At 60.0% G+C, this 25,626-nt stretch carries 13 protein-coding genes, 6 tRNA genes and 2 rRNA genes; all 21 read left to right on the plus strand.

The window, feature by feature from the left end; all coding sequences use genetic code 11:
• Window positions 1–31: 31 nt before the first annotated feature.
• The 21 genes from R9B84_RS01530 to fusA all read left to right on the plus strand — a co-directional run bounded on the left by R9B84_RS01530 (window position 32) and on the right by fusA (window position 25,588).
• Window positions 32–108, plus strand: a tRNA-Ile gene (locus tag R9B84_RS01530).
• A gap of 42 nt (window positions 109–150) precedes the next feature.
• Window positions 151–226, plus strand: a tRNA-Ala gene (locus R9B84_RS01535).
• Window positions 227–562: 336 nt separating this feature from the next.
• Window positions 563–3,444: ribosomal RNA gene (locus R9B84_RS01540) — 23S ribosomal RNA — on the plus strand.
• A gap of 183 nt (window positions 3,445–3,627) precedes the next feature.
• Window positions 3,628–3,740: ribosomal RNA gene (gene rrf, locus R9B84_RS01545) — 5S ribosomal RNA — on the plus strand.
• A 2,292-nt stretch (window positions 3,741–6,032) separates the two neighbouring features.
• Window positions 6,033–6,118: transfer RNA gene (locus R9B84_RS01550), tRNA-Tyr, on the plus strand.
• Window positions 6,119–6,162: 44 nt separating this feature from the next.
• A tRNA-Gly gene (locus R9B84_RS01555) sits at window positions 6,163–6,236 on the plus strand.
• A gap of 25 nt (window positions 6,237–6,261) precedes the next feature.
• Window positions 6,262–6,336, plus strand: a tRNA-Thr gene (locus R9B84_RS01560).
• A 64-nt stretch (window positions 6,337–6,400) separates the two neighbouring features.
• Window positions 6,401–7,591 (plus strand): elongation factor Tu, encoded by a 1,191-nt coding sequence (gene tuf, locus R9B84_RS01565; RefSeq protein WP_129513512.1) that lies wholly within the window; start codon window positions 6,401–6,403, stop codon window positions 7,589–7,591.
• Window positions 7,592–7,650: 59 nt separating this feature from the next.
• Window positions 7,651–7,726 (plus strand) — tRNA-Trp (locus R9B84_RS01570).
• Between the two features lie 43 nt (window positions 7,727–7,769).
• On the plus strand, window positions 7,770–8,150 hold the full coding sequence (gene secE / locus R9B84_RS01575; protein WP_006477202.1) for a preprotein translocase subunit SecE: 381 nt from the start codon (window positions 7,770–7,772) through the stop codon (window positions 8,148–8,150).
• A gap of 1 nt (window position 8,151) precedes the next feature.
• Entirely contained in the window at window positions 8,152–8,709 is a 558-nt protein-coding gene (nusG, locus tag R9B84_RS01580) for a transcription termination/antitermination protein NusG (protein WP_006400672.1), read from the plus strand.
• A 140-nt stretch (window positions 8,710–8,849) separates the two neighbouring features.
• Window positions 8,850–9,281 carry a 50S ribosomal protein L11 gene (gene rplK / locus R9B84_RS01585; RefSeq protein WP_006753591.1) on the plus strand — a complete coding sequence of 144 codons (432 nt, stop codon included), beginning with the start codon at window positions 8,850–8,852 and terminating at the stop codon, window positions 9,279–9,281.
• Window positions 9,282–9,980: a 50S ribosomal protein L1 gene (rplA, locus tag R9B84_RS01590; RefSeq protein ID WP_006482906.1), complete on the plus strand. Its 699-nt coding sequence runs from the start codon at window positions 9,282–9,284 to the stop codon at window positions 9,978–9,980.
• Window positions 9,981–10,275: 295 nt separating this feature from the next.
• The gene (gene rplJ / locus R9B84_RS01595; RefSeq protein ID WP_021161756.1) at window positions 10,276–10,773 is read left to right on the plus strand and encodes a 50S ribosomal protein L10; all 498 of its coding nucleotides are present in this window, start codon (window positions 10,276–10,278) and stop codon (window positions 10,771–10,773) included.
• Between the two features lie 63 nt (window positions 10,774–10,836).
• The gene (gene rplL / locus R9B84_RS01600; protein ID WP_048252067.1) at window positions 10,837–11,211 is read left to right on the plus strand and encodes a 50S ribosomal protein L7/L12; all 375 of its coding nucleotides are present in this window, start codon (window positions 10,837–10,839) and stop codon (window positions 11,209–11,211) included.
• Window positions 11,212–11,588: 377 nt separating this feature from the next.
• Window positions 11,589–15,695: a DNA-directed RNA polymerase subunit beta gene (gene rpoB / locus R9B84_RS01605; RefSeq protein WP_423758997.1), complete on the plus strand. Its 4,107-nt coding sequence runs from the start codon at window positions 11,589–11,591 to the stop codon at window positions 15,693–15,695.
• 21 nt (window positions 15,696–15,716) lie between these two features.
• On the plus strand, window positions 15,717–19,964 hold the full coding sequence (rpoC, locus tag R9B84_RS01610) for a DNA-directed RNA polymerase subunit beta' (RefSeq protein ID WP_423758998.1): 4,248 nt from the start codon (window positions 15,717–15,719) through the stop codon (window positions 19,962–19,964).
• A 300-nt stretch (window positions 19,965–20,264) separates the two neighbouring features.
• Window positions 20,265–22,112 carry a DNA helicase RecQ gene (gene recQ, locus R9B84_RS01615; RefSeq protein ID WP_423758999.1) on the plus strand — a complete coding sequence of 616 codons (1,848 nt, stop codon included), beginning with the start codon at window positions 20,265–20,267 and terminating at the stop codon, window positions 22,110–22,112.
• Between the two features lie 227 nt (window positions 22,113–22,339).
• Window positions 22,340–22,720 carry a 30S ribosomal protein S12 gene (gene rpsL, locus R9B84_RS01620; protein ID WP_006400662.1) on the plus strand — a complete coding sequence of 127 codons (381 nt, stop codon included), beginning with the start codon at window positions 22,340–22,342 and terminating at the stop codon, window positions 22,718–22,720.
• Window positions 22,721–22,892: 172 nt separating this feature from the next.
• Window positions 22,893–23,363, plus strand: coding sequence for a 30S ribosomal protein S7 (gene rpsG, locus R9B84_RS01625; protein WP_006477195.1), 471 nt, complete (start codon window positions 22,893–22,895; stop codon window positions 23,361–23,363).
• 122 nt (window positions 23,364–23,485) lie between these two features.
• Complete coding sequence (gene fusA, locus R9B84_RS01630) at window positions 23,486–25,588, plus strand: elongation factor G (protein WP_047899581.1); 2,103 nt, start codon at window positions 23,486–23,488, stop codon at window positions 25,586–25,588.
• Window positions 25,589–25,626: the final 38 nt, after the last annotated feature.

Below are 25,626 nucleotides of genomic sequence, written 5' to 3' on the forward strand. Positions count from 1 at the left end.
CTTATCGGCTGTAAATTAAAGACAGACTCAGGGGTCTGTAGCTCAGTCGGTTAGAGCACCGTCTTGATAAGGCGGGGGTCGTTGGTTCGAATCCAACCAGACCCACCAATGTCTTGTCTGATGGTAGGTACCTGAGGAATCTGTACTCATGGGGGCATAGCTCAGCTGGGAGAGCACCTGCTTTGCAAGCAGGGGGTCGTCGGTTCGATCCCGTCTGCCTCCACCAATCACCAACGCTAAGGGCTTGGTTCAGACACTGAACCGAGAATTTTGCATTGGCGATTGAGCCAGTCAGAGTGATACGTAGGTTGTATCGGCTGTCGTTCTTTAACAATCTGGAAGAAGTAAGTAATTTGGATAGCGGAAGCGTCTCGAGATGGACGTGGAAGTTATCCGGGTTGTGATTGTATCGATGTATCTCAAGATGATTCGGGTCTACTCCCTTCGGGAGTGGGGCCAGCGTAAGCGCTAAAGCGCTAACGCCGGACCGACATCAATTGGAATACGGCACAACGCGAAAACTCAACCTGTAACGACTGTCGGAGAGACAGACTCGTTATAGGGTCAAGCGAACAAGTGCATGTGGTGGATGCCTTGGCGATCACAGGCGATGAAGGACGCGGTAGCCTGCGAAAAGCTACGGGGAGCTGGCAAACGAGCTTTGATCCGTAGATGTCCGAATGGGGAAACCCGGCCCTTTTGGGTCATCCTAGACTGAATACATAGGTCTAGTGAAGCGAACGCGGTGAACTGAAACATCTAAGTAACCGCAGGAAAAGAAATCAACCGAGATTCCCAAAGTAGTGGCGAGCGAAATGGGATGAGCCTTGCACTCTTTATTTGTATTGTTAGCCGAACGCTCTGGAAAGTGCGGCCATAGCAGGTGATAGCCCTGTAGGCGAAAACAGTATGAAAGAACTAGGTGTGCGACAAGTAGGGCGGGACACGTGAAATCCTGTCTGAAGATGGGGGGACCATCCTCCAAGGCTAAATACTCGTGATCGACCGATAGTGAACCAGTACCGTGAGGGAAAGGCGAAAAGAACCCCGGGAGGGGAGTGAAATAGATCCTGAAACCGCATGCATACAAACAGTCGGAGCCTCGTAAGGGGTGACGGCGTACCTTTTGTATAATGGGTCAGCGACTTACGTTCAGTAGCAAGCTTAACCGTATAGGGCAGGCGTAGCGAAAGCGAGTCCGAATAGGGCGTTCAGTTGCTGGGCGTAGACCCGAAACCAAGTGATCTATCCATGGCCAGGATGAAGGTGCGGTAACACGTACTGGAGGTCCGAACCCACTAACGTTGAAAAGTTAGGGGATGAGCTGTGGATAGGGGTGAAAGGCTAAACAAACTTGGAAATAGCTGGTTCTCTCCGAAAACTATTTAGGTAGTGCCTCGTGTCTCACCTTCGGGGGTAGAGCACTGTCATGGTTGGGGGGTCCATTGCGGATTACCCCGCCATAGCAAACTCCGAATACCGAAGAGTGCAATCACGGGAGACAGACATCGGGTGCTAACGTCCGGTGTCAAGAGGGAAACAACCCAGACCGCCAGCTAAGGTCCCCAAATATAGCTAAGTGGGAAACGAAGTGGGAAGGCTAAAACAGTCAGGAGGTTGGCTTAGAAGCAGCCACCCTTTAAAGAAAGCGTAATAGCTCACTGATCGAGTCGTCCTGCGCGGAAGATGTAACGGGGCTAAGCTATATACCGAAGCTGCGGATGCGTGCTTTGCACGCATGGTAGGAGAGCGTTCCGTAAGCCTGCGAAGGTGCGTTGAAAAGCGTGCTGGAGGTATCGGAAGTGCGAATGCTGACATGAGTAGCGATAAAGGGGGTGAAAGGCCCCCTCGCCGTAAGCCCAAGGTTTCCTACGCAACGTTCATCGGCGTAGGGTGAGTCGGCCCCTAAGGCGAGGCAGAAATGCGTAGCTGATGGGAAGCAGGTCAATATTCCTGCACCATTGTTAGATGCGATGGGGGGACGGATCGCGGAAGGTTGTCCGGGTGTTGGAAGTCCCGGTCGCTGCATTGGAGAAGGCGCTTAGGCAAATCCGGGCGCGGAATTCAAGGGTGTGGCGCGAGCTCCTTAGGGAGCGAAGCAATTGGAAGTGGTTCCAAGAAAAGCCTCTAAGCTTCAGTCTAACGATGACCGTACCGCAAACCGACACAGGTGGGCGAGATGAGTATTCTAAGGCGCTTGAGAGAACTCGGGAGAAGGAACTCGGCAAATTGGTACCGTAACTTCGGGATAAGGTACGCCCTTGTAGCTTGATGCCCCTGCGGGCAAAGGGTGAAGGGGTTGCAATAAACTGGTGGCTGCGACTGTTTAATAAAAACACAGCACTCTGCAAACACGAAAGTGGACGTATAGGGTGTGACGCCTGCCCGGTGCCGGAAGATTAAATGATGGGGTGCAAGCTCTTGATTGAAGTCCCGGTAAACGGCGGCCGTAACTATAACGGTCCTAAGGTAGCGAAATTCCTTGTCGGGTAAGTTCCGACCTGCACGAATGGCGTAACGATGGCCACACTGTCTCCTCCCGAGACTCAGCGAAGTTGAAGTGTTTGTGATGATGCAATCTACCCGCGGCTAGACGGAAAGACCCCATGAACCTTTACTGTAGCTTTGCATTGGACTTTGAACCGATCTGTGTAGGATAGGTGGGAGGCTATGAAACCGGAACGCTAGTTTCGGTGGAGCCGTCCTTGAAATACCACCCTGGTTTGTTTGAGGTTCTAACCTTGGCCCGTGATCCGGGTCGGGGACAGTGCATGGTAGGCAGTTTGACTGGGGCGGTCTCCTCCCAAAGCGTAACGGAGGAGTACGAAGGTACGCTAGGTACGGTCGGAAATCGTGCTGATAGTGCAATGGCATAAGCGTGCTTAACTGCGAGACCGACAAGTCGAGCAGGTGCGAAAGCAGGTCATAGTGATCCGGTGGTTCTGTATGGAAGGGCCATCGCTCAACGGATAAAAGGTACTCTGGGGATAACAGGCTGATACCGCCCAAGAGTTCATATCGACGGCGGTGTTTGGCACCTCGATGTCGGCTCATCTCATCCTGGGGCTGTAGCCGGTCCCAAGGGTATGGCTGTTCGCCATTTAAAGAGGTACGTGAGCTGGGTTTAAAACGTCGTGAGACAGTTTGGTCCCTATCTGCCGTGGGCGTTGGATATTTGAAGGGGGCTGCTCCTAGTACGAGAGGACCGGAGTGGACGAACCTCTGGTGTACCGGTTGTCACGCCAGTGGCATCGCCGGGTAGCTATGTTCGGAAGAGATAACCGCTGAAAGCATCTAAGCGGGAAACTCGCCTTAAGATGAGATATCCCTGGGGACTAGATCCCCTTGAAGGGTCGTTCGAGACCAGGACGTTGATAGGTCAGGTGTGTAAGCGCAGTAATGCGTTCAGCTAACTGATACTAATTGCCCGTAAGGCTTGATCCTATAACAAGTCTGTCTCGATAGCCGTTAGCGCTTCAGCGCTTTACGGATATCGAGCGTCGAGTGCGAGGCACTCGACGTACGACGGTTGAGCAACCGCGTACGTGTGAGATACAACCTCACAACCCAAAATTACTGCTTCTTCCCGATTGGTCGCGCTGCGAAGCAACGCGACAACCCTCTTTGCCTGATGACCATAGCGAGTCGGTCCCACCCCTTCCCATCCCGAACAGGACCGTGAAACGACTCTACGCCGATGATAGTGCGGATTCCCGTGTGAAAGTAGGTAATCGTCAGGCTCCCTAAGCCAAGAACCCCCGCCCGAAAGGCGGGGGTTTTTGCATTGGCGCGGATAAAATGCAGGTTGGCCGGGCAACGGGCAGTGCGCTCGGAGCTGGAGCGCCGAAGGCGTTGATCCGAGCATTGCAGTCCGCCCACGCGATTGGACAGAACACGTTCAGGCCAACCATCAGGTCGGCCCACACGACGGCGGCTCGAGCTACAGTGACCAGCATCGACCCATCTACTCTCGCCGCGACGGCGATAAGACCGGCAACCTGGTTGATCAAACGGCCGGCAAATTCCTCGCTGTAACCTCCTTCGCGGATCTGCCCATCGCCGAGTGCGATCTGGCGTAGCGCCGTCTTATCTTCGAACGATCAGTCATCTCATCGTAATCGCGGGCATATGGAATGCATCTTCGGCCAAAATCGAAATGATCATCCATCAGTTTCAGGGTGCCCCATGTGTCTCCTGCCACCATATTGATCGAACCGACAGCCAACATAAAGAATCATCCGGCGATCACTGATCGGATCGCGTCGTTCACGTGAGCCAAGCACTAGATGCCGTATGACCGATTTTCGGGGGTGTTCTTGCTGAAAGTCTTGAACAACCGGTGCCACTTGAAGTTGCGCGGCTGTGTAGCATCAAGTTCAGCATCGTGTCGCTATCGAGCGTCATTTCAAGGTCAAAATCACTGCTTCTTCTGGAAAATTGATTTATTGGGTGCGAAAGAAACTGCGTGGCTGGCGACAAGAAGTCGGGCAGCGACGCCTTCGCAGTGGCAAGTGTGAGCTCGTGAGGCGGCTGCCCTCAGAAATCTGCGTTCTGTTGCTCTTGATCGGCACAGGCCGACAGTCTCGCAATACGTTGATCTCCTCGGTAGGCGAATAGGAAGCGCCGCCGAAGCGGTCCCGACCTTCACCCGTCAACGCGAAGTGCGCACCGCCGGCGTCAATGCGGTCGATCGCATCGTGCATGCGGTACTCGAATCGCCGAGCGCGGAGTGCTTGGCCGGTGGAAACCGCCGGATCGTGTTCCGGCCTTGATCCCGAATCAGAACGAACATCGTCGGGCAGCGAGTGGCGGACGTCGGCGACTGCGCGTCGCAAGTCAGCTATCCGGCATCCTCGGACGCATGGGGCGCGGGGAAGGCTCCCGCGTCGAAGCCAACGCAGGCATCCTTGCTCAGTCGAACGAGGCGGGCTTCGTACGGACAGGCGGGATACCGTGTGTACGCTGCGGAAACGCTGCGATAGGCATAAGCAAATGTCGATCTGACCGGTTTGCACGGCGGGGCGCCGCATTGCTGAACGTTCGCCGTGACTGCATCGCCGAAGTTGCGAGGCAATCCGGTGCGTGGACGCATAACGTCGCTAGGTAGCAGCTGCAGCACGTCCAGGCAGGCTGGGCTGCCGGACACATCTTGTGGCCTGTCATTGCTGGCGCCTGCGGCGACGCGGCGCACCGGCATCGTTGAGCAGCCATGCGTACGCGATTGCATTCTTGCTTATGGGGAGCGCCGGCGGCGGCGCTACGTTTGTCGCGCCAAGGCGGCCGGCGTCGACGACAAGTTTCAGCCGCTCATAGGCAGCAAGCGCGGCGGTCTCCTTCGGACGCCCGGGAGCGTGGCCGCCGGCCAATGCCTATTGGCGGATCTTCGCGATCGTACTCGAGAAACACCAGCCATCTGCCGGGCCGGCGCCATGTGCGGTCATGACCATGAAGACCATCACAAGAGCGAGCAGGCGCACGAGGGTTTGTCTCGGGAGTGGGCAGGCGACTCGGGACGGTATCGCGCCTTGCGGCAAAGTCAGCCAAGCCGGGGAGGGGGAAGAACCACAATTCCGTGCTGGAAGCTTGGGCCAGGTTTCAGATGCGACTGCCGGGAAACGCGTGAAAGCCCTGCCGTGTTTTACCGCCCACAGGTCGCGACCAGGCAACTCGCAGTGCCGGATACGAAGCCCCTGTTTCCTGTCGATAACGAGGCTGAAAGCCGTCGCGAACACCGGACGTGGGGTCGTCGAAGCGGCCCGGCACGAAATTTGCGGAAATTTTGCATCTACCCGCTTGGCATTGTGCGCGAGAGGTCGTATCATGGCGGTCTTTCGTTTTTAGCGCAGATGCAGATCAGCGCCAAAGGCGGAGTCTGACGAAGATGTGGCGCCGATCGGCAATATCTCGTGCTTGCCTTAGCCGGGCAAGGGCGGAAGATCGGTGGTGGGCAAGGGTCGGGAAGAGAGTGAAAATAATCTTCCGGATGTGCTTGACAGGAGTGCGATGCACCCCCATAATCGTCAGTTCTCTACGGAGGGGTGCCCGAGTGGCTAAAGGGGGCAGACTGTAAATCTGTTGGCTTACGCCTACGTTGGTTCGAATCCAACCTCCTCCACCAAGAACATCAGCTGAAAGAGCGGTAGGGAATCGTTGGTAGCCCGTGCGGGTGTAGCTCAATGGTAGAGCAGAAGCCTTCCAAGCTTACGACGAGGGTTCGATTCCCTTCACCCGCTCCAGACCGTGAAGTTGAAGCGTAAAAGCGCCCATGTGGCTCAGTGGTAGAGCACTCCCTTGGTAAGGGAGAGGTCGGCAGTTCGATCCTGCCCATGGGCACCAGCAGTTAAAGTCAGTGTCTGTTTGCGCGCGGCGCAACCTGTGAAATTCCTTTTGGGAGTCGAAAATGGCCAAGGGTAAATTCGAGCGGACCAAGCCGCACGTGAACGTTGGTACGATTGGTCACGTTGACCACGGCAAGACGACGCTGACGGCAGCGATCACGACGGTTCTGACGAAGAAGTTCGGCGGCGAAGCGAAGGCGTACGACCAGATCGACGCGGCACCGGAAGAAAAGGCGCGCGGCATCACGATCAACACGGCACACGTCGAGTACGAAACGGCTAACCGCCACTACGCCCACGTCGACTGCCCGGGCCACGCTGACTACGTGAAGAACATGATCACGGGCGCGGCACAGATGGACGGCGCGATCCTGGTTTGCTCGGCAGCAGACGGCCCGATGCCGCAAACGCGTGAGCACATCCTGCTGGCGCGTCAGGTTGGCGTTCCGTACATCATCGTGTTCCTGAACAAGTGCGACATGGTGGACGACGCTGAACTGCTCGAGCTGGTCGAGATGGAAGTTCGCGAACTCCTGTCGAAGTACGACTTCCCGGGCGACGACACGCCGATCGTGAAGGGTTCGGCGAAGCTGGCGCTGGAAGGCGACACGGGCGAGCTGGGCGAAGTGGCGATCATGAGCCTGGCCGATGCGCTGGACACGTACATCCCGACGCCGGAGCGTGCAGTTGACGGCGCGTTCCTGATGCCGGTGGAAGACGTGTTCTCGATCTCGGGCCGTGGTACGGTGGTGACGGGTCGTATCGAGCGTGGCGTCGTGAAGGTCGGCGAAGAAATCGAAATCGTCGGTATCAAGCCGACGGTGAAGACGACCTGCACGGGCGTTGAAATGTTCCGCAAGCTGCTGGACCAAGGTCAGGCAGGCGACAACGTTGGTATCCTGCTGCGCGGCACGAAGCGTGAAGACGTGGAGCGTGGCCAGGTTCTGGCGAAGCCGGGTTCGATCACGCCGCACACGCACTTCACGGCTGAAGTGTACGTGCTGAGCAAGGACGAAGGCGGCCGTCACACGCCGTTCTTCAACAACTACCGTCCGCAGTTCTACTTCCGTACGACGGACGTGACGGGCTCGATCGAGCTGCCGAAGGACAAGGAAATGGTGATGCCGGGCGACAACGTGTCGATCACGGTGAAGCTGATCGCTCCGATCGCGATGGAAGAAGGTCTGCGCTTCGCAATCCGCGAAGGCGGCCGTACCGTCGGTGCCGGCGTCGTCGCCAAGGTCATCGAGTAAGCCAGTTATTCGTTGATCGACAGTTTTGGGGCTGGCAACAGCCAGCCCCAACATGGTTTAGGGGTATAGCTCAACTGGCAGAGCGTCGGTCTCCAAAACCGAAGGTTGGGGGTTCGATTCCCTCTGCCCCTGCCAAAAAATAGCCACGTGTTCTACGTGGCATTTGTTTTAAGGTGTTATGGCGAATCCATCCGTCGAAACTGTAAATACCTCCGGCGATAAGCTGATGCTGGCCCTGGGCGTATTGCTGGTGTTGGCCGGATTCGTGGGCTTCTTCTGGCTGACCAATCAGCAATGGTATGTCCGCGGTGCCGCGTTGGCGGTAGGTATCATCGCCGGCGTGGCCGTCGGGCTGATGTCCGCACCTGGCAAGAGCCTCATCGCCTTTGCCAAGGATTCGTACAAGGAAGTCCGGAAGGTCGTTTGGCCCACCCGCAAGGAAGCAACGCAAACCACACTCGTCGTGTTCGGTTTCGTGCTCGTGATGGCGATTTTCCTCTGGTTGAGTGACAAATCGATCGAATGGGTGATTTTCTCGGCGATTCTGGGTTGGAAATGATATGAGCGATACTCCGGCATCCCCGAGCGGAAAACGTTGGTACGTCGTGCACGCCTACTCCGGTATGGAGAAGAGCGTGCAACGTGCGCTTCAGGAGCGCATTGAACGTGCTGGCATGCAGGACAAATTCGGTCAGATCCTGGTTCCGACCGAAGAAGTGGTCGAAGTCAAAGGCGGCCACAAGGCTGTGACCGAGCGTCGTTTCTTCCCCGGCTACGTGCTGGTGGAAATGGAAATGACGGACGAAACGTGGCACCTCGTGAAGAACACCGCGAAGGTCACCGGTTTCGTCGGCGGTGCGCGCAACCGCCCGACCCCGATTTCCCCGAAGGAAGTCGAGAAGATCATGTCGCAGATGCAGGAAGGCGTCGAAAAGCCGCGCCCGAAGACCCTGTTCGAAGTTGGCGAGATGGTGCGTGTCAAGGAAGGCCCGTTCACGGACTTCAACGGCACCGTCGAAGAAGTCAACTACGAAAAATCGCGCGTGCGTGTGTCGGTCACCATCTTCGGCCGCTCAACCCCGGTCGAACTCGAGTTCGGCCAGGTCGAAAAAGTTTGATCCCGATTCGGTGGGCAGCCTCGGCTGCCCACCTTCGCGCTTACGGCCCGCGTCATGGCCGTTGAGGAGCGTCAGTAGCCAGCGGCGAAAGCGCGTTATCACTCACCGAACGCCGCTTGGCGTTCCAACGAGGTTTACAAATGGCAAAGAAGATTGTCGGCTTTATCAAGCTGCAGATCCCTGCAGGTAAAGCCAACCCGTCGCCGCCGGTCGGTCCGGCACTGGGCCAGCGCGGCCTGAACATCATGGAGTTCTGCAAGGCGTTCAACGCGCAGACTCAAGGCATGGAGCCGGGTCTGCCGGTGCCGGTGGTCATCACGGCATTCGCTGACAAGAGCTTCACGTTCGTGATGAAGACGCCGCCGGCGACCGTCCTGATCAAGAAGGCGGCGAAGGTGGACAAGGGCTCGAGCAAGCCGCACACCGACAAGGTCGGTTCGATCACGCGCGCTCAAGCTGAAGAAATCGCGAAGACCAAGATGCCGGACCTTACGGCAGCTGATCTGGACGCAGCCGTTCGCACCATCGCTGGTAGCGCACGCTCGATGGGCATCACTGTGGAGGGCGTGTAAATGGCTAAGATCTCCAAGCGCCGTCAGGCATTTGCCGCCAAGGTTGATCGTCAGAAGCTGTACGCGATCGAAGACGCACTGAGCCTCGTGAAGGAATGCGCGAGCGCGAAGTTTGACGAATCGATCGACGTCGCAGTCCAACTCGGCATCGATGCAAAGAAGTCGGACCAGGTCGTTCGTGGTTCGGTCGTTCTGCCGGCCGGTACGGGCAAGTCGGTTCGCGTTGCAGTGTTCGCGCAAGGCGAAAAGGCCGAGCAGGCTCGTGCAGCAGGCGCGGAAATCGTCGGTATGGAAGACCTGGCTGAGCAGATCAAGGCTGGCCAGATGGACTTCGACATCGTGATCGCTTCGCCGGACACGATGCGTATCGTCGGTACGCTCGGTCAGATCCTCGGCCCGCGCGGCCTGATGCCGAACCCGAAGGTCGGTACGGTCACGCCGGACGTCGCAACCGCCGTCAAGAACGCGAAGGCTGGTCAGGTGCAATTCCGTGTCGACAAGGCCGGTATCATCCACGCGACCATCGGCCGTGCATCGTTCGAGCCGACCGCGCTGCGTTCGAACCTGTCGGCACTGATCGAAGCGCTGCAGAAGGCAAAGCCGGCAACGAGCAAGGGCGTGTACCTGCGCAAGATCGCACTGTCGAGCACGATGGGCGTCGGCGTGCGTGTCGACCAGGCTACGCTGGCAGCACAGTAAGCAAGTATTCAGGCCGCTTCGTTCGCGAAGCGGCCTTCATGGGCTTTGGGCGGTTGTTCGTGCAGCAAGGCGGGCAACCGGTTATCAAAGACCGTTGGTGGGGCGCAGCAGGCAGGCGATCCCTTAATTCAAGCCAACGCAGATGGCGAACCCGAAAAAGTTTTGCAGTGGTGAAGCCGCAGGCCGTGAAGCGATTCGCGGTGTGAGGTGGAAATACTCCTAACGAGGTCGGACGCCGTTGTTGAACGAGGTACGTGAGGTTTCGTGCCGAACGTATCGTTTCTGGAGGCTAACCGTGCCGCTTAATAGAGAAGACAAGCAAGCCGTCGTAGCTGAGGTTTCCGCGCAAGTCGCGAAGGCCCAGACCGTTGTGCTGGCTGAGTATCGTGGAATTGCGGTTGGCGATCTGACCAAGCTGCGCGCGAAAGCGCGTGAGCAACAGGTTTACCTGCGCGTGTTGAAGAACACGCTGGCGCGTCGCGCTGTCGAAGGTACGCCGTTTGCTCCGCTGGCAGAGCAGATGACTGGCCCGTTGATCTACGGCATCTCGGAAGATGCAATTGCTGCTGCTAAGGTCGTCAACGACTTCAGCAAGAGCAATGACAAGTTGGTCATCAAGGCTGGTTCGTTCGATGGCAAGGTGATGGACAAGGCTGGCGTGCAAGCGCTGGCAAGCATCCCGAGCCGCGAAGAACTGCTCTCGAAGCTGCTGTTCGTTATGCAATCGCCTGTTTCGGGCTTCGCGCGTGCTCTGGCCGCGCTGGCCGAGAAGAAGCAAGCAGAAGCTGCGTAATCGAGCGTGCATCAGCGTCATTGATCGCTGGCTGTATCCGAATTCAATTTAGGAGTATTTCAAATGGCAATCGCAAAAGAAGACATCCTGGCAGCAGTCGAAGGGATGACCGTTCTGGAACTGAACGAACTGGTCAAGGCGTTCGAAGAGAAGTTTGGCGTGTCGGCAGCTGCAGTGGCAGTCGCTGGCCCGGCAGGCGGCGGCGCTGCTGCTGCTGTTGAAGAGAAGACCGAATTCACGGTCGTTCTGGCTGAAACCGGTAGCAACAAGGTCAGCGTGATCAAGGCCGTTCGCGAACTGACGGGCCTGGGCCTGAAGGAAGCGAAGGACCTGGTTGACGGCGCACCGAAGCCCGTCAAGGAAGGCGTCGACAAGGCTGCTGCTGAAGAAGCCAAGAAGAAGCTGGAAGAAGCAGGCGCGAAGGTCGAAATCAAGTAAGTTTCGACGCGCTGTGCGAAGGCTGGCGGTATTTTCACCGCCGGCCTTTTTGTGCTTTGTGGGGACGTTATTCTGGCACTCATTCGGGAGCCTGAATAATCGGCCCCAGAAGCCAAAGAAAATCGCCTAATCGTTGTCATTGGTCACGATTGGCGTTTCTCTTTGTCTTCTGAAGCGACTGCAGAAGGCAAGTTTGGTCGGGTAGCGGGCAACACAGGCATCCGCTGCCGTCAGCCAGCGGTTGGTAGCGGCCAACCACCAAGCTTCTCGGCTCGTTCAAGCCGTTGGACGGCCATCGGGTCTCAGTCGGTGAACACTCGGGTTTGAAACGTCCAGGTATTCCGCCTCGATAGCACCCGCCGTGATTCGGAGATCGTATGCAATATTCCTTCACCGAGAAGAAGCGCATTCGCAAGAGTTTCGCGAAGCGCCCCATCGTTCACCAAGTTCCTTTCTTGCTGGCTACCCAGCTTGAATCATTCAGCACGTTTCTGCAAGCCGATGTGCTCGCGACGCAACGCAAGCCTGAAGGTTTGCAGGCTGCGTTCACATCGGTATTTCCCATTGTTTCGCACAACGGCTTCGCGCGCCTCGAGTTCGTGAGCTATGCGCTGTCCTCGCCGGCATTCAACATCAAGGAATGTCAGCAGCGTGGCCTGACGTACTGCTCCGCGCTGCGCGCGAAGGTCCGCCTCGTCATCCTCGACAAGGAATCGCCGAACAAGCCGGTCGTCAAGGAAGTGAAGGAGCAGGAAGTGTACATGGGCGAAATTCCGCTCATGACGCCGACGGGCTCGTTCGTCATCAACGGCACCGAGCGTGTCATCGTCTCGCAGCTGCACCGTTCGCCGGGCGTGTTCTTCGAACACGACAAGGGCAAGACGCACAGCTCGGGCAAGCTGCTGTTCTCGGCACGGATCATTCCGTACCGCGGCTCGTGGCTCGACTTCGAATTCGATCCGAAGGACATCCTGTACTTCCGCGTCGACCGTCGCCGCAAGATGCCGGTCACGATCCTGCTGAAGGCCATCGGCCTGACGCCGGAACAGATCCTCGCGAACTTCTTCGTGTTCGACAACTTCACGCTGATGGACGAAGGCGCGCAACTCGAGTTCGTGCCCGAGCGCCTGCGTGGTGAAGTCGCGCGTTTCGACATCACGGATCGCGACGGCAAGGTCATCGTCCAGAAGGACAAGCGGATCAACGCGAAGCACATTCGCGACCTCGAAGCCGCGAAGACCAAGTTCATCTCGGTGCCGGAAGACTATCTGCTCGGCCGCGTGCTGGCGAAGAACGTCGTCGACGGCGACACCGGCGAAGTGATCGCGAGCGCGAACGACGAAGTCACGGAAAGCGTGCTCGAGAAGCTGCGCGAAGCGGGCATCAAGGACATCCAGACGCTCTACACGAACGATCTGGACCAGGGCCCGTACATCTCGTCGACGCTGCGCGTCGACGAAACGACCGACAAGACGGCCGCGCGCATCGCGATCTACCGCATGATGCGTCCGGGCGAGCCGCCGACCGAAGAAGCGGTCGAGGCACTGTTCAACCGTCTGTTCTACAGCGAAGAAGCGTACGACCTGTCGAAGGTCGGCCGTATGAAGTTCAACCGCCGCGTCAGCCGTGACGAGATCACCGGCCCGATGACGCTGCAGGACGACGACATCCTCGCGACGATCAAGATCCTCGTCGAGCTGCGCAACGGCAAGGGCGAAGTGGACGACATCGACCACCTCGGCAACCGTCGCGTGCGTTGCGTCGGCGAACTGGCGGAGAACCAGTTCCGCGCCGGTCTCGTGCGTGTCGAGCGCGCGGTCAAGGAACGCCTCGGCCAGGCCGAAAGCGAAAACCTGATGCCGCACGACCTGATCAACTCGAAGCCGATTTCGTCGGCGATCCGCGAGTTCTTCGGTTCGTCGCAGCTGTCGCAGTTCATGGACCAGACCAACCCGCTGTCGGAAATCACGCACAAGCGCCGTGTTTCCGCACTGGGCCCGGGCGGTCTGACGCGCGAACGCGCAGGCTTCGAAGTCCGCGACGTGCACCCGACCCACTACGGCCGCGTGTGCCCGATCGAAACGCCGGAAGGTCCGAACATCGGCCTGATCAACTCGCTCGCACTGTACGCGCACCTGAACGAGTATGGCTTCCTCGAGACGCCGTACCGCAAGGTCGTGGACAGCAAGGTGACCGACCAGATCGACTACCTGTCGGCGATCGAAGAAGGCCGCTACATGATCGCGCAGGCGAACGCCGCGATCGACGAGAACGGCACGCTGATCGACGAACTCGTGTCGTCGCGTGAAGCCGGCGAAACGATGATGGTCACGCCGGACCGTATCCAGTACATGGACGTCGCGCCGTCGCAGATCGTGTCGGTTGCAGCCTCGCTGATCCCGTTCCTCGAGCACGACGATGCGAACCGTGCATTGATGGGCTCGAACATGCAGCGTCAGGCCGTGCCGTGTCTGCGTCCGGAAAAGCCGGTCGTCGGTACGGGCATCGAGCGCACCTGCGCGGTCGACTCGGGCACGACGGTTCAGGCGTTCCGCGGCGGCGTCGTCGACTATGTCGACGCAGGCCGTATCGTGATTCGCGTGAACGACGACGAAGCGGTCGCAGGTGAAGTCGGTGTCGACATCTACAACCTGATCAAGTACACGCGTTCGAACCAGAACACGAACATCAACCAGCGTCCGATCGTGAAGATGGGCGACAAGGTCTCGCGCGGCGACGTGCTGGCCGACGGCGCCTCGACGGACCTGGGCGAGCTCGCGCTCGGCCAGAACATGCTGATCGCGTTCATGCCGTGGAACGGCTACAACTTCGAGGATTCGATCCTGATCTCGGAGAAGGTCGTGGCCGACGATCGCTACACGTCGATCCACATCGAAGAGTTGAACGTCGTTGCACGCGACACGAAGCTCGGGCCGGAAGAAATCACGCGCGACATCTCGAACCTGGCGGAAGTCCAGCTCGGCCGTCTCGACGAATCGGGCATCGTGTACATCGGTGCGGAAGTCGAAGCAGGCGACGTGATGGTCGGTAAGGTCACGCCGAAGGGCGAGACCCAGCTGACGCCGGAAGAGAAGCTGCTGCGCGCGATCTTCGGCGAGAAGGCTTCGGACGTGAAGGACACGTCGCTGCGCGTGCCGTCGGGCATGAGCGGTACCGTGATCGACGTTCAGGTGTTCACGCGTGAAGGTATCCAGCGCGACAAGCGTGCGCAACAGATCATCGACGACGAACTGAAGCGCTACCGTCTCGACCTGAACGACCAGCTGCGTATCGTGGAAGGCGACGCGTTCCAGCGTCTCGCGCGCATGCTCGTGGGCAAGGTCGCGAACGGCGGTCCGAAGAAGCTGGCGAAGGGCACGAAGATCGACCAGGCTTACCTGGAAGACCTCGACCACTACCACTGGTTCGACATCCGCCTGGCGGACGACGAAGCAGCGGCATCGCTCGAAGCGATCAAGAACTCGATCGAAGAAAAGCGTCACCAGTTCGACCTCGCGTTCGAAGAGAAGCGCAAGAAGCTCACGCAAGGCGACGAACTGCCGCCGGGCGTGCTGAAGATGGTCAAGGTGTACCTCGCGGTGAAGCGCCGCCTGCAGCCTGGCGACAAGATGGCAGGCCGTCACGGTAACAAGGGTGTCGTGTCGAAGATCGTCCCGATCGAAGACATGCCGTACATGGCCGATGGCCGTCCGGCAGACGTCGTGCTGAACCCGCTCGGCGTGCCGTCGCGGATGAACGTGGGTCAGGTTCTGGAAGTGCACCTCGGCTGGGCCGCGAAGGGCCTCGGCTGGCGTATCGGCGAAATGCTGCAGCGTCAGGCGAAGATCGAGGAAATGCGCGTATTCCTGACGAAGATCTACAACGACTCGGGCCGCCAGGAAGATCTGGAAAGCTTCACCGACGACGAGATCCTCGAACTCGCGAAGAACCTGCGCGAAGGCGTGCCGTTCGCAACGCCGGTGTTCGACGGTGCGACCGAGGAAGAAATGGGCAAGATGCTCGATCTGGCCTTCCCGGACGACATCGCGGAACAGCTCGGCATGAACCCGTCGAAGAACCAGGTCCGTCTGTACGACGGCCGCACGGGTGAAATGTTCGAACGTCGCGTGACGCTTGGCTACATGCACTACCTGAAGCTGCACCACTTGGTCGACGACAAGATGCACGCGCGTTCGACCGGCCCGTACTCGCTCGTCACGCAGCAGCCGCTGGGTGGTAAGGCGCAGTTCGGTGGCCAGCGTTTCGGTGAAATGGAAGTGTGGGCACTCGAAGCGTACGGCGCGTCCTACGTGCTGCAGGAAATGCTGACGGTGAAGTCGGACGACGTGAACGGCCGGACCAAGGTCTATGAGAACCTGGTCAAGGGTGATCACGTCATCGATGCAGGCATGCCGGAATCCTTCAACGTGCTCGTGAAGGAAATCCGCTCGCTCGGTATCGACATCGATCTCGACCGCAATTAATCGGACTACGGAGAGAAAGCAATGAAAGCTCTGCTCGATCTATTCAAGCAAGTCCAACAGGAAGAAGTTTTCGACGCGATCAAGATCGGTCTGGCTTCGCCTGACAAGATCCGTTCGTGGTCGTTCGGCGAAGTGAAGAAGCCGGAGACCATCAACTACCGTACGTTCAAGCCGGAACGCGATGGTCTCTTCTGCGCGAAGATCTTCGGGCCGATCAAGGACTACGAGTGCCTGTGCGGCAAGTACAAGCGCCTGAAGCATCGCGGCGTGATCTGCGAGAAGTGCGGCGTCGAAGTGACGCTGGCGAAGGTGCGTCGCGAGCGCATGGGCCACATCGAACTGGCCTCGCCGGTCGCGCACATCTGGTTCCTGAAGTCGCTGCCGTCGCGTCTGGGCATGGTGCTCGACATGACGCTGCGCGACATCGAACGCGTGCTGTACTTCGAAGCATACGTGGTGATCGAACCGGGCATGACGCCGCTGAAGGCGCGGCAGATCATGACCGAAGAGGATTACTACAACAAGGTCGAGGAATACGGCGACGAATTCCGTGCCGAGATGGGCGCGGAAGGCGTGCGTGAACTGCTGCGCGCGATCAACATCGACGAGCAGGTCGAGACGCTGCGCACCGAGCTGAAGAACACCGGCTCGGAAGCGAAGATCAAGAAGTACGCGAAGCGCCTGAAGGTCCTCGAGGCATTCCAGCGCTCGGGCATCAAGCCCGAGTGGATGATCCTCGAAGTGCTGCCGGTGCTGCCGCCGGAACTGCGTCCGCTCGTGCCGCTGGACGGCGGCCGTTTCGCGACGTCGGACCTGAACGACCTGTATCGCCGCGTGATCAACCGTAACAACCGGTTGAAGCGTCTGCTCGAGCTGAAGGCACCTGAAATCATCGTCCGCAACGAAAAGCGGATGCTGCAGGAAGCCGTCGACTCGCTGCTCGACAACGGTCGTCGCGGCAAGGCGATGACGGGCGCGAACAAGCGTCCGCTGAAGTCGCTCGCCGACATGATCAAGGGCAAGGGCGGTCGTTTCCGTCAGAACCTGCTGGGCAAGCGCGTCGACTACTCGGGCCGTTCGGTCATCGTGGTCGGCCCGACGCTGAAGCTGCACCAGTGCGGTCTGCCGAAGCTGATGGCGCTCGAGCTGTTCAAGCCGTTCATCTTCAACAAGCTGGAAGTGATGGGCGTCGCGACGACCATCAAGGCTGCGAAGAAGGAAGTCGAGAACCAGACGCCGGTGGTGTGGGACATCCTCGAAGAGGTGATCCGCGAGCACCCGGTGATGCTGAACCGTGCGCCGACGCTGCACCGTCTCGGTATCCAGGCGTTCGAGCCCGTGCTGATCGAAGGCAAGGCAATTCAGCTGCACCCGCTCGTCTGCGCGGCGTTCAACGCCGACTTCGACGGTGACCAGATGGCCGTTCACGTGCCGCTGTCGCTCGAAGCGCAGATGGAAGCGCGCACGCTGATGCTGGCGTCGAACAACGTGCTGTTCCCGGCCAACGGCGATCCGTCGATCGTGCCGTCGCAGGATATCGTGCTGGGTCTGTACTACGCGACCCGCGAAGCGATCAACGGCAAGGGCGAAGGCCTGTCGTTCACGGGCGTGTCGGAAGCGATCCGCGCGTACGAGAACAAGGAAGTCGAGCTGGCATCGCGCGTCAACGTGCGGATCACCGAAATGGTCCACAACGAAGACAAGTCGGAAGGCGCACCGGCATTCGTGCCGAAGATCTCGCTGTACGCGACGACCGTCGGTCGCGCGATCCTGTCGGAGATCCTGCCGCACGGCCTGCCGTTCTCGGTGCTGAACAAGCCGCTGAAGAAGAAGGAAATCTCGCGCCTGATCAACACGGCGTTCCGCAAGTGCGGTCTGCGCGCGACGGTGGTGTTCGCCGACCAGCTGATGCAGTCGGGTTTCCGTCTCGCGACGCGCGCCGGCATTTCGATCTGCGTGGACGACATGCTCGTGCCGCCGCAGAAGGAAACGATCGTCGGCGACGCCGCGAAGAAGGTGAAGGAATACGACCGCCAGTACATGTCGGGTCTCGTCACCGCGCAGGAACGCTACAACAACGTGGTCGACATCTGGTCGGCGACGTCGGAAGCGGTCGGCAAGGCGATGATGGAACAGCTGTCGACGGAGCCGGTGACGGACCGCGACGGCAACGAGACGCGCCAGGAGTCGTTCAACTCGATCTACATGATGGCCGACTCGGGTGCCCGGGGTTCGGCGGTGCAGATTCGTCAGCTGGCCGGTATGCGTGGCCTGATGGCGAAGCCGGACGGCTCGATTATCGAGACGCCGATTACCGCGAACTTCCGCGAAGGCCTGAACGTGTTGCAGTACTTCATCTCGACCCACGGTGCACGTAAGGGTCTGGCTGATACGGCACTGAAGACCGCGAACTCGGGTTACCTGACGCGTCGTCTGGTCGACGTCACGCAGGATCTGGTCGTGGTGGAAGACGATTGCGGCACGTCGAACGGCGTCGCGATGAAGGCGCTGGTCGAAGGCGGTGAAGTCGTCGAAGCGCTGCGCGACCGTATCCTCGGCCGCGTCGCGGTCGCGGACGTCGTGAACCCGGAAACGCAGGAAACGCTGTACGAATCGGGCACGCTGCTCGACGAAACGGCGGTCGAGGAAATCGAACGCCTCGGCATCGACGAAGTGCGCGTGCGCACGCCGCTGACCTGCGAAACGCGTTACGGCCTGTGCGCAGCCTGCTACGGCCGTGACCTCGGCCGCGGCTCGCTCGTGAACGTCGGCGAAGCAGTCGGCGTGATCGCGGCGCAGTCGATCGGCGAACCGGGCACGCAGCTGACGATGCGTACGTTCCACATCGGTGGTGCGGCATCGCGTGCGGCAGTGGCTTCGTCGGTCGAAGCGAAGAGCAACGGTATCGTGCGCTTCACGGCTACGATGCGCTACGTCACGAACGCGAAGGGCGAGCAGATCGTCATTTCCCGTTCGGGCGAAGCGATGATCACCGACGACTTCGGTCGCGAGCGCGAGCGTCACAAAGTGCCGTACGGCGCGACGCTGCTGCAGCTCGACGGCGCGACCATCAAGGCAGGCACGCAGCTCGCCACGTGGGATCCGCTGACGCGTCCGATCATCACCGAATACGGTGGTACGGTGAAGTTCGAGAACGTCGAGGAAGGCGTGACGGTCGCGAAGCAGATCGACGACGTGACCGGCCTGTCGACGCTGGTCGTGATCGACGTGAAGCGTCGCGGTTCGCAGGCTTCGAAGAGCGTGCGGCCGCAGGTGAAGCTGCTCGACGCAAACGGCGAAGAAGTGAAGATTCCGGGCACGGAACACGCAGTGCAGATCGGCTTCCAGGTCGGCGCACTGATTACCGTGAAGGATGGCCAGCAGGTGCAGGTCGGTGAAGTGCTCGCACGTATCCCGACCGAAGCGCAGAAGACGCGTGACATTACCGGCGGTCTGCCGCGGGTGGCGGAACTGTTCGAAGCGCGTTCGCCGAAGGATGCCGGCATTCTCGCGGAAGTCACCGGTACGACGTCGTTCGGTAAGGACACGAAGGGCAAGCAGCGTCTCGTCATCACGGATCTCGAGGGCAACCAGCACGAGTTCCTGATCGCGAAGGAAAAGCAGGTGCTGGTCCACGATGCTCAGGTCGTCAACAAGGGCGAAATGATCGTGGACGGTCCGGCCGATCCGCACGACATCCTGCGTCTGCAGGGTATCGAGGCGCTGTCGCGCTACATCGTCGACGAAGTGCAGGACGTGTATCGTCTGCAGGGCGTGAAGATCAACGACAAGCACATCGAGGTGATCGTTCGCCAGATGCTGCGTCGTGTGCAGATCACCGACAACGGCGATACGCGCTTCATCCCGGGCGAACAGGTCGAACGTTCCGACATGCTGGACGAGAACGATCGCATGATCGCCGACGACAAGCGTCCGGCTTCGTACGACAACGTGCTGCTCGGTATCACGAAGGCGTCGCTGTCGACCGACTCGTTCATCTCCGCGGCATCGTTCCAGGAAACGACCCGCGTGCTGACCGAAGCGGCGATCATGGGCAAGCGCGACGATCTGCGCGGTCTGAAGGAAAACGTGATCGTCGGCCGTCTGATTCCGGCCGGTACGGGTCTCGCGTTCCACAAGGCACGCAAGGCGAAGGAATCGTCGGATCGCGAGCGTTTCGACCAGATCGCAGCGGAAGAGGCGTTCGATTTCGGCACGCCGAGCACGCCTGCTGCGGAAGAGCCGCAACAGCACCCGGCAGCCGAGTAAGTGCGGGCGGCGCGAGCCGCCTCGCCTCGCTGTCATCGAAACCGCCCGGTTTTGCCGGGCGGTTTTTTTTATCCGTCGTTCACGTGCATGACGCGCCTGCGCATCGCCGGCCCCGGCGGTTTGCGAGCGGCGTGCCACATCGCCGTGCACCGCGGTCGCTTGCGGCGCGGCCGCGGCAGGCCCGTCATGCACGCGAACGAACCCTGTCCGATTGGCCAACATTGCACGATTCGCCACGCGTCGCGCGAGCGGGTTGTTAAACTTGCGGTCATCGTCCTGCCGTCCTCGTTCTCATCATTCATGTCCCGCGCCCTCGAAATCCTCGACGAAGTCTTTGGTTATTCCGCATTTCGCGGCCAGCAGGGCGAGATCGTCGAACACGTCGCCGGCGGCGGCGATTGTCTCGTGCTGATGCCGACCGGCGGCGGCAAGTCGCTGTGCTACCAGATCCCGGCGCTGCTGCGCCGCGAGGCCGGGCAGGGCGCCGGCATCGTCGTGTCGCCGCTGATTGCGCTGATGCAGGACCAGGTCGCCGCGCTGCGCGAAGTCGGCGTGCGCGCGGCCTACCTGAATTCGACGCTGTCGGGCGCCGAGGCCGCGGCGACCGAGCGCGCGCTGCGCGAAGGCGAGATCGACCTGCTGTACGTCGCGCCCGAACGGCTGATGACGGGGCGTTTCCTCGATTTGCTCGAGCGGGCGAAGATCGGCCTGTTCGCGATCGACGAAGCGCATTGCGTGTCGCAATGGGGGCACGATTTCCGCCCGGAATACATCCAGCTATCGGTGCTGCACGAGCGGTTCCCGTCGGTGCCGCGCATCGCACTGACCGCCACGGCCGACGCGATCACGCGCGACGAGATCATCCATCGCCTCGCGCTCGACGACGCGCGCGTGTTCGTGTCGAGCTTCGATCGCCCGAACATACGCTACCGGATCGTCGAAAAGGACAACGCGCGTTCGCAACTGCTCGATTTCATCCGCGCCGAACACACGAACGCCGACGGTACGACGGATGCGGGTGTCGTCTATTGCCTGTCGCGCCGCAAGGTCGAGGAGACGGCCGAGTGGCTGAAGGCGCAGGGCGTGCGCGCGCTGCCGTATCACGCGGGGATGGAGTTTGAGGTGCGGCAGAAGCACCAGGAAATGTTCCAGCGCGAGGAAGGCATCGTGATGTGCGCGACGATCGCGTTCGGCATGGGCATCGACAAGCCCGACGTGCGCTTCGTTGCGCACTTGGATCTGCCGAAGAGCGTCGAAGGCTATTATCAGGAAACGGGCCGCGCGGGCCGTGACGGGATGCCCGCGAATGCGTGGATGGCGTATGGCCTCGGCGATGTCGTCCAGCAGCGCAAGATGATCGACGAGTCCGACGCGGACGACGCGCACAAGCGCGTGCAGACGTCGAAGCTCGACGCGCTGCTCGGGCTGTGCGAGACGATCTCGTGCCGCCGCGTGCGACTGCTGAACTACTTCGGCGAAGAGAGCAGGCCGTGCGGCAACTGCGACACGTGCATCGAGCCGCCTGATTCGTGGGACGCGACGCGCGAGGCGCAGATGGCGCTGTCGTGCGTGTTCCGCGCGCAGCGTGCGAGCGGCTTCAATTTCGGTTCGAGTCACCTGATCGAGATCCTGCGTGGCGGGCGTACCGAGAAAGTGTTGCAACGCGGCCACGACCAGCTCACGACGTTCGGGATCGGCGCGTCGCTGTCCGAGCCCGAGTGGCGCGCGATTTTCCGGCAGCTCGTCGCGTACGGCTACCTGGCGGTCGATCATGGCGGCTTCGGCGCGCTCGTGCTGACCGAGGCAGCGAAGCCCGTGCTGAAGAACGAGGAGAAGGTCACGCTGCGCCGCTACGTGAAGCCGCAGCGCACGCGGCAGTCGTCGAGCCGCAGCGGCACGCGCGTCGATCCGACGGCCGGCATGGGCACGCGTGAGCGTGCACGGTGGGATGCGCTGCGCGCGTGGCGCGCGGAAACCGCGAAGACGGACGGCGTGCCGGCCTACGTGATCTTCCACGATGCGACGCTCGCCGAAATCGCGCGCAACGCGCCGGAGACGATCGACGACCTGCGCCATATCCCCGGCATGGGCGTGCGCAAGCTCGAGCGCTTCGGCGACGAGATCATCGACGTCGTCGAATCGGCCTGACACAGGTGTTCCGACCCTTCCCGTAAACCACGCGACCCGCCGGCAAATCACGCAAGCCGTTGACTTAGTTGGTATTTCCGGAATATTATGTTGGGTTCCGGTATTCGGTGGGCCGAGTCGCGTTCGAAGGTTCGCGTCCGTTTCGCCGGTTCGGAAGTCAACTGTGCGCCGATTCTCGCTTTGCCCGAAATCGGTTTGCAGATTTTGTTCAATTTCAGGAATAAACAATGCCAACCATCAACCAACTGGTTCGCAAAGGCCGTCAGTCGGAAACGACGAAGAGCAAGAGCCCGGCCCTGCAGGACTGCCCCCAGCGTCGCGGCGTGTGCACCCGTGTGTACACGACGACGCCGAAGAAGCCGAACTCGGCACTCCGTAAGGTCGCCAAGGTTCGTCTGACGAACGGCTTCGAAGTGATTTCGTACATCGGCGGTGAAGGCCACAACCTGCAGGAACACTCGGTTGTGCTGATCCGCGGCGGCCGTGTGAAGGACTTGCCGGGTGTGCGTTACCACATGGTTCGCGGCTCGCTGGATACCCAGGGCGTCAAGGACCGTAAGCAAGCGCGCTCGAAGTACGGCGCGAAGCGTGCAAAGGCTGCCAAGTAAGCAGTTTTTGATCAGGGATCGCCTCTGGGCGGTCAAGGCGGGAGTGCCGGATTGCCGGTGCTGTCGAGTAAGTGGTCACCCGGCCAAGCTGGTTAGTCGTGAAGATGTGATCGGGTTTGTTGGTGGCCGCGGGGCTGGATCCAGCTCCAACTGAACAAGTAAAGGAAGAATCATGCCGCGTCGTCGCGAAGTCCCCAAGCGGGAAGTGTTGCCGGATCCGAAGTTCGGCAACGTTGATGTAGCCAAGTTCATGAACATGCTGATGCTGTCCGGCAAGAAGTCGGTCGCAGAGCGCATCGTTTATGGCGCATTCGAACAGATCCAGACCAAGGGTGGCAAGGACCCGCTGGAAGTGTTCACGGTTGCGCTCAACAACGTGAAGCCGGTGGTCGAAGTGAAGAGCCGTCGCGTTGGTGGTGCCAACTATCAAGTTCCGGTCGAAGTGCGCCCGTCGCGTCGTATGGCATTGGCGATGCGCTGGCTGCGTGAGGCTGCGAAGAAGCGCAGCGAGAAGTCGATGGCCCTGCGCCTGGCAGGTGAACTCTCCGAAGCGGCCGAAGGCCGTGGCGGCGCGATGAAGAAGCGCGACGAAGTTCACCGCATGGCAGAAGCCAACCGCGCGTTCTCGCATTTCCGTTTCTAAGCGCCTGGCTGGGCTTTTTCGGAAATAAATTCCGGGCGGGTGCGCTTTTCAGGCGCCTCGCCCGTTTGTGTTGAAGCGCGATGCAGCAGGGCTGCATCGCGCCATCCCAGTAGAGGATCAAAGTGGCTCGCAAGACTCCTATCGAGCGCTACCGCAATATCGGTATTAGCGCTCACATCGACGCCGGCAAGACGACGACGACCGAGCGCATTCTGTTTTACACCGGTGTGAACCACAAGATCGGTGAAGTCCACGACGGCGCAGCCACGATGGACTGGATGGAGCAGGAACAGGAGCGTGGCATCACGATCACGTCCGCTGCTACCACGGCCTTCTGGAAGGGCATGGGCGGCAACTATCCGGAACACCGCATCAACATCATCGACACCCCGGGCCACGTCGACTTCACGATCGAAGTGGAGCGTTCGATGCGCGTGCTCGACGGCGCGTGCATGGTGTACTGCGCAGTGGGCGGCGTGCAGCCGCAGTCGGAAACGGTGTGGCGCCAGGCGAACAAGTACAAGGTGCCGCGTCTCGCGTTCGTCAACAAGATGGACCGTACCGGCGCGAACTTCTTCAAGGTCTACGACCAGCTCCGTCTGCGCCTGAAGGCAAACCCGGTTCCGGTCGTGGTGCCGATCGGCGCGGAAGAAGGCTTCAAGGGCGTCGTCGACCTGATCAAGATGAAGGCGATCATTTGGGACGAGGCGTCGCAAGGCACCAAGTTCGACTACGTGGACATCCCGGCGGAACTCGCCGACACGTGCAACGAATGGCGCGAAAAGATGGTCGAGGCGGCTGCAGAGTCGAACGAAGACCTGATGAACAAGTACCTGGAAGCGGGCGAGCTGTCCGAAGCCGAGATCGTGAAGGGTCTGCGTGACCGTACGATCGCGTGCGAAATTCAGCCGATGCTGTGCGGTACCGCGTTCAAGAACAAGGGCGTGCAGCGCATGCTCGACGCCGTGATCGATTTCCTGCCGTCGCCGGTCGATATTCCGCCGGTTACGGGCGAACTCGAAAACGGCGAGAAGACGGAGCGTCGTGCTGCCGACGACGAGAAGTTCGCGGCACTCGCGTTCAAGATCATGACCGACCCGTTCGTCGGCCAGCTGATCTTCTTCCGCGTCTACTCGGGCGTTGTCAATTCGGGCGACACGCTGCTCAATGCGACCAAGGACAAGAAGGAACGTCTCGGCCGTATTCTGCAGATGCACGCGAACCAGCGCGAAGAAATCAAGGAAGTTCGCGCAGGCGACATCGCTGCTGCGGTCGGCCTGAAGGAAGCGACCACGGGCGACACGCTGTGCGATCCGGCACATCCGATCGTGCTCGAGCGCATGATTTTCCCGGAGCCGGTGATTTCGCAGGCAGTCGAGCCGAAGACGAAGGCTGACCAGGAAAAGATGGGCCTGGCGCTCAACCGTCTCGCTCAGGAAGATCCATCGTTCCGCGTGCAGACCGACGAAGAATCGGGTCAAACGATCATTTCGGGCATGGGCGAGCTCCACCTCGAAATTCTCGTCGACCGGATGAAGCGTGAATTCGGCGTGGAAGCGACCGTCGGCAAGCCGCAGGTGGCGTACCGCGAAACCATTCGCAAGTCGGCCGCGGACGTCGAAGGCAAGTTCGTCAAGCAGTCGGGCGGCCGTGGTCAGTATGGCCATGCGGTCATCACGCTCGAGCGCAGCGAACTGGGCAAGGGCTACGAGTTCATCGACGCGATCAAGGGCGGCGTGATCCCGCGCGAATACATTCCGTCGGTTGACAAGGGTATCCAGGAAACGCTGAAGAGCGGCGTGCTGGCGGGCTTCCCGGTCGTCGACGTGAAGGTCACGCTGACGTTCGGTTCGTACCACGACGTCGACTCGAACGAAAATGCGTTCCGCATGGCTGGTTCGATGGCGTTCAAGGAAGCGATGCGCCGCGCTGATCCGGTTCTGCTCGAACCGATGATGGCCGTGGAAGTGGAAACGCCGGAAGACTTCATGGGTAACGTGATGGGCGACCTGTCGGGTCGTCGCGGCATTATCCAGGGCATGGACGACATGGTGGGCGGCGGCAAGATCGTGCGCGCCGAAGTGCCGCTGTCGGAAATGTTCGGCTATTCCACGTCGCTGCGTTCGCTGACGCAGGGTCGCGCAACGTACACGATGGAGTTCAAGCACTACGCTGAAGCTCCGAAGAACGTTGCAGAAGCGATCATCAGCGCGAAGTCGAAGTAATTCGCTATCACAATCGATTATTTTTGAAAGAAGAGAAT

Origin of the sequence: Burkholderia sp. NLJ2, assembly GCF_049487195.1 — a bacterium.
In the GTDB taxonomy this organism is placed as follows: Bacteria; Pseudomonadota; Gammaproteobacteria; order Burkholderiales; family Burkholderiaceae; genus Burkholderia; species Burkholderia pyrrocinia.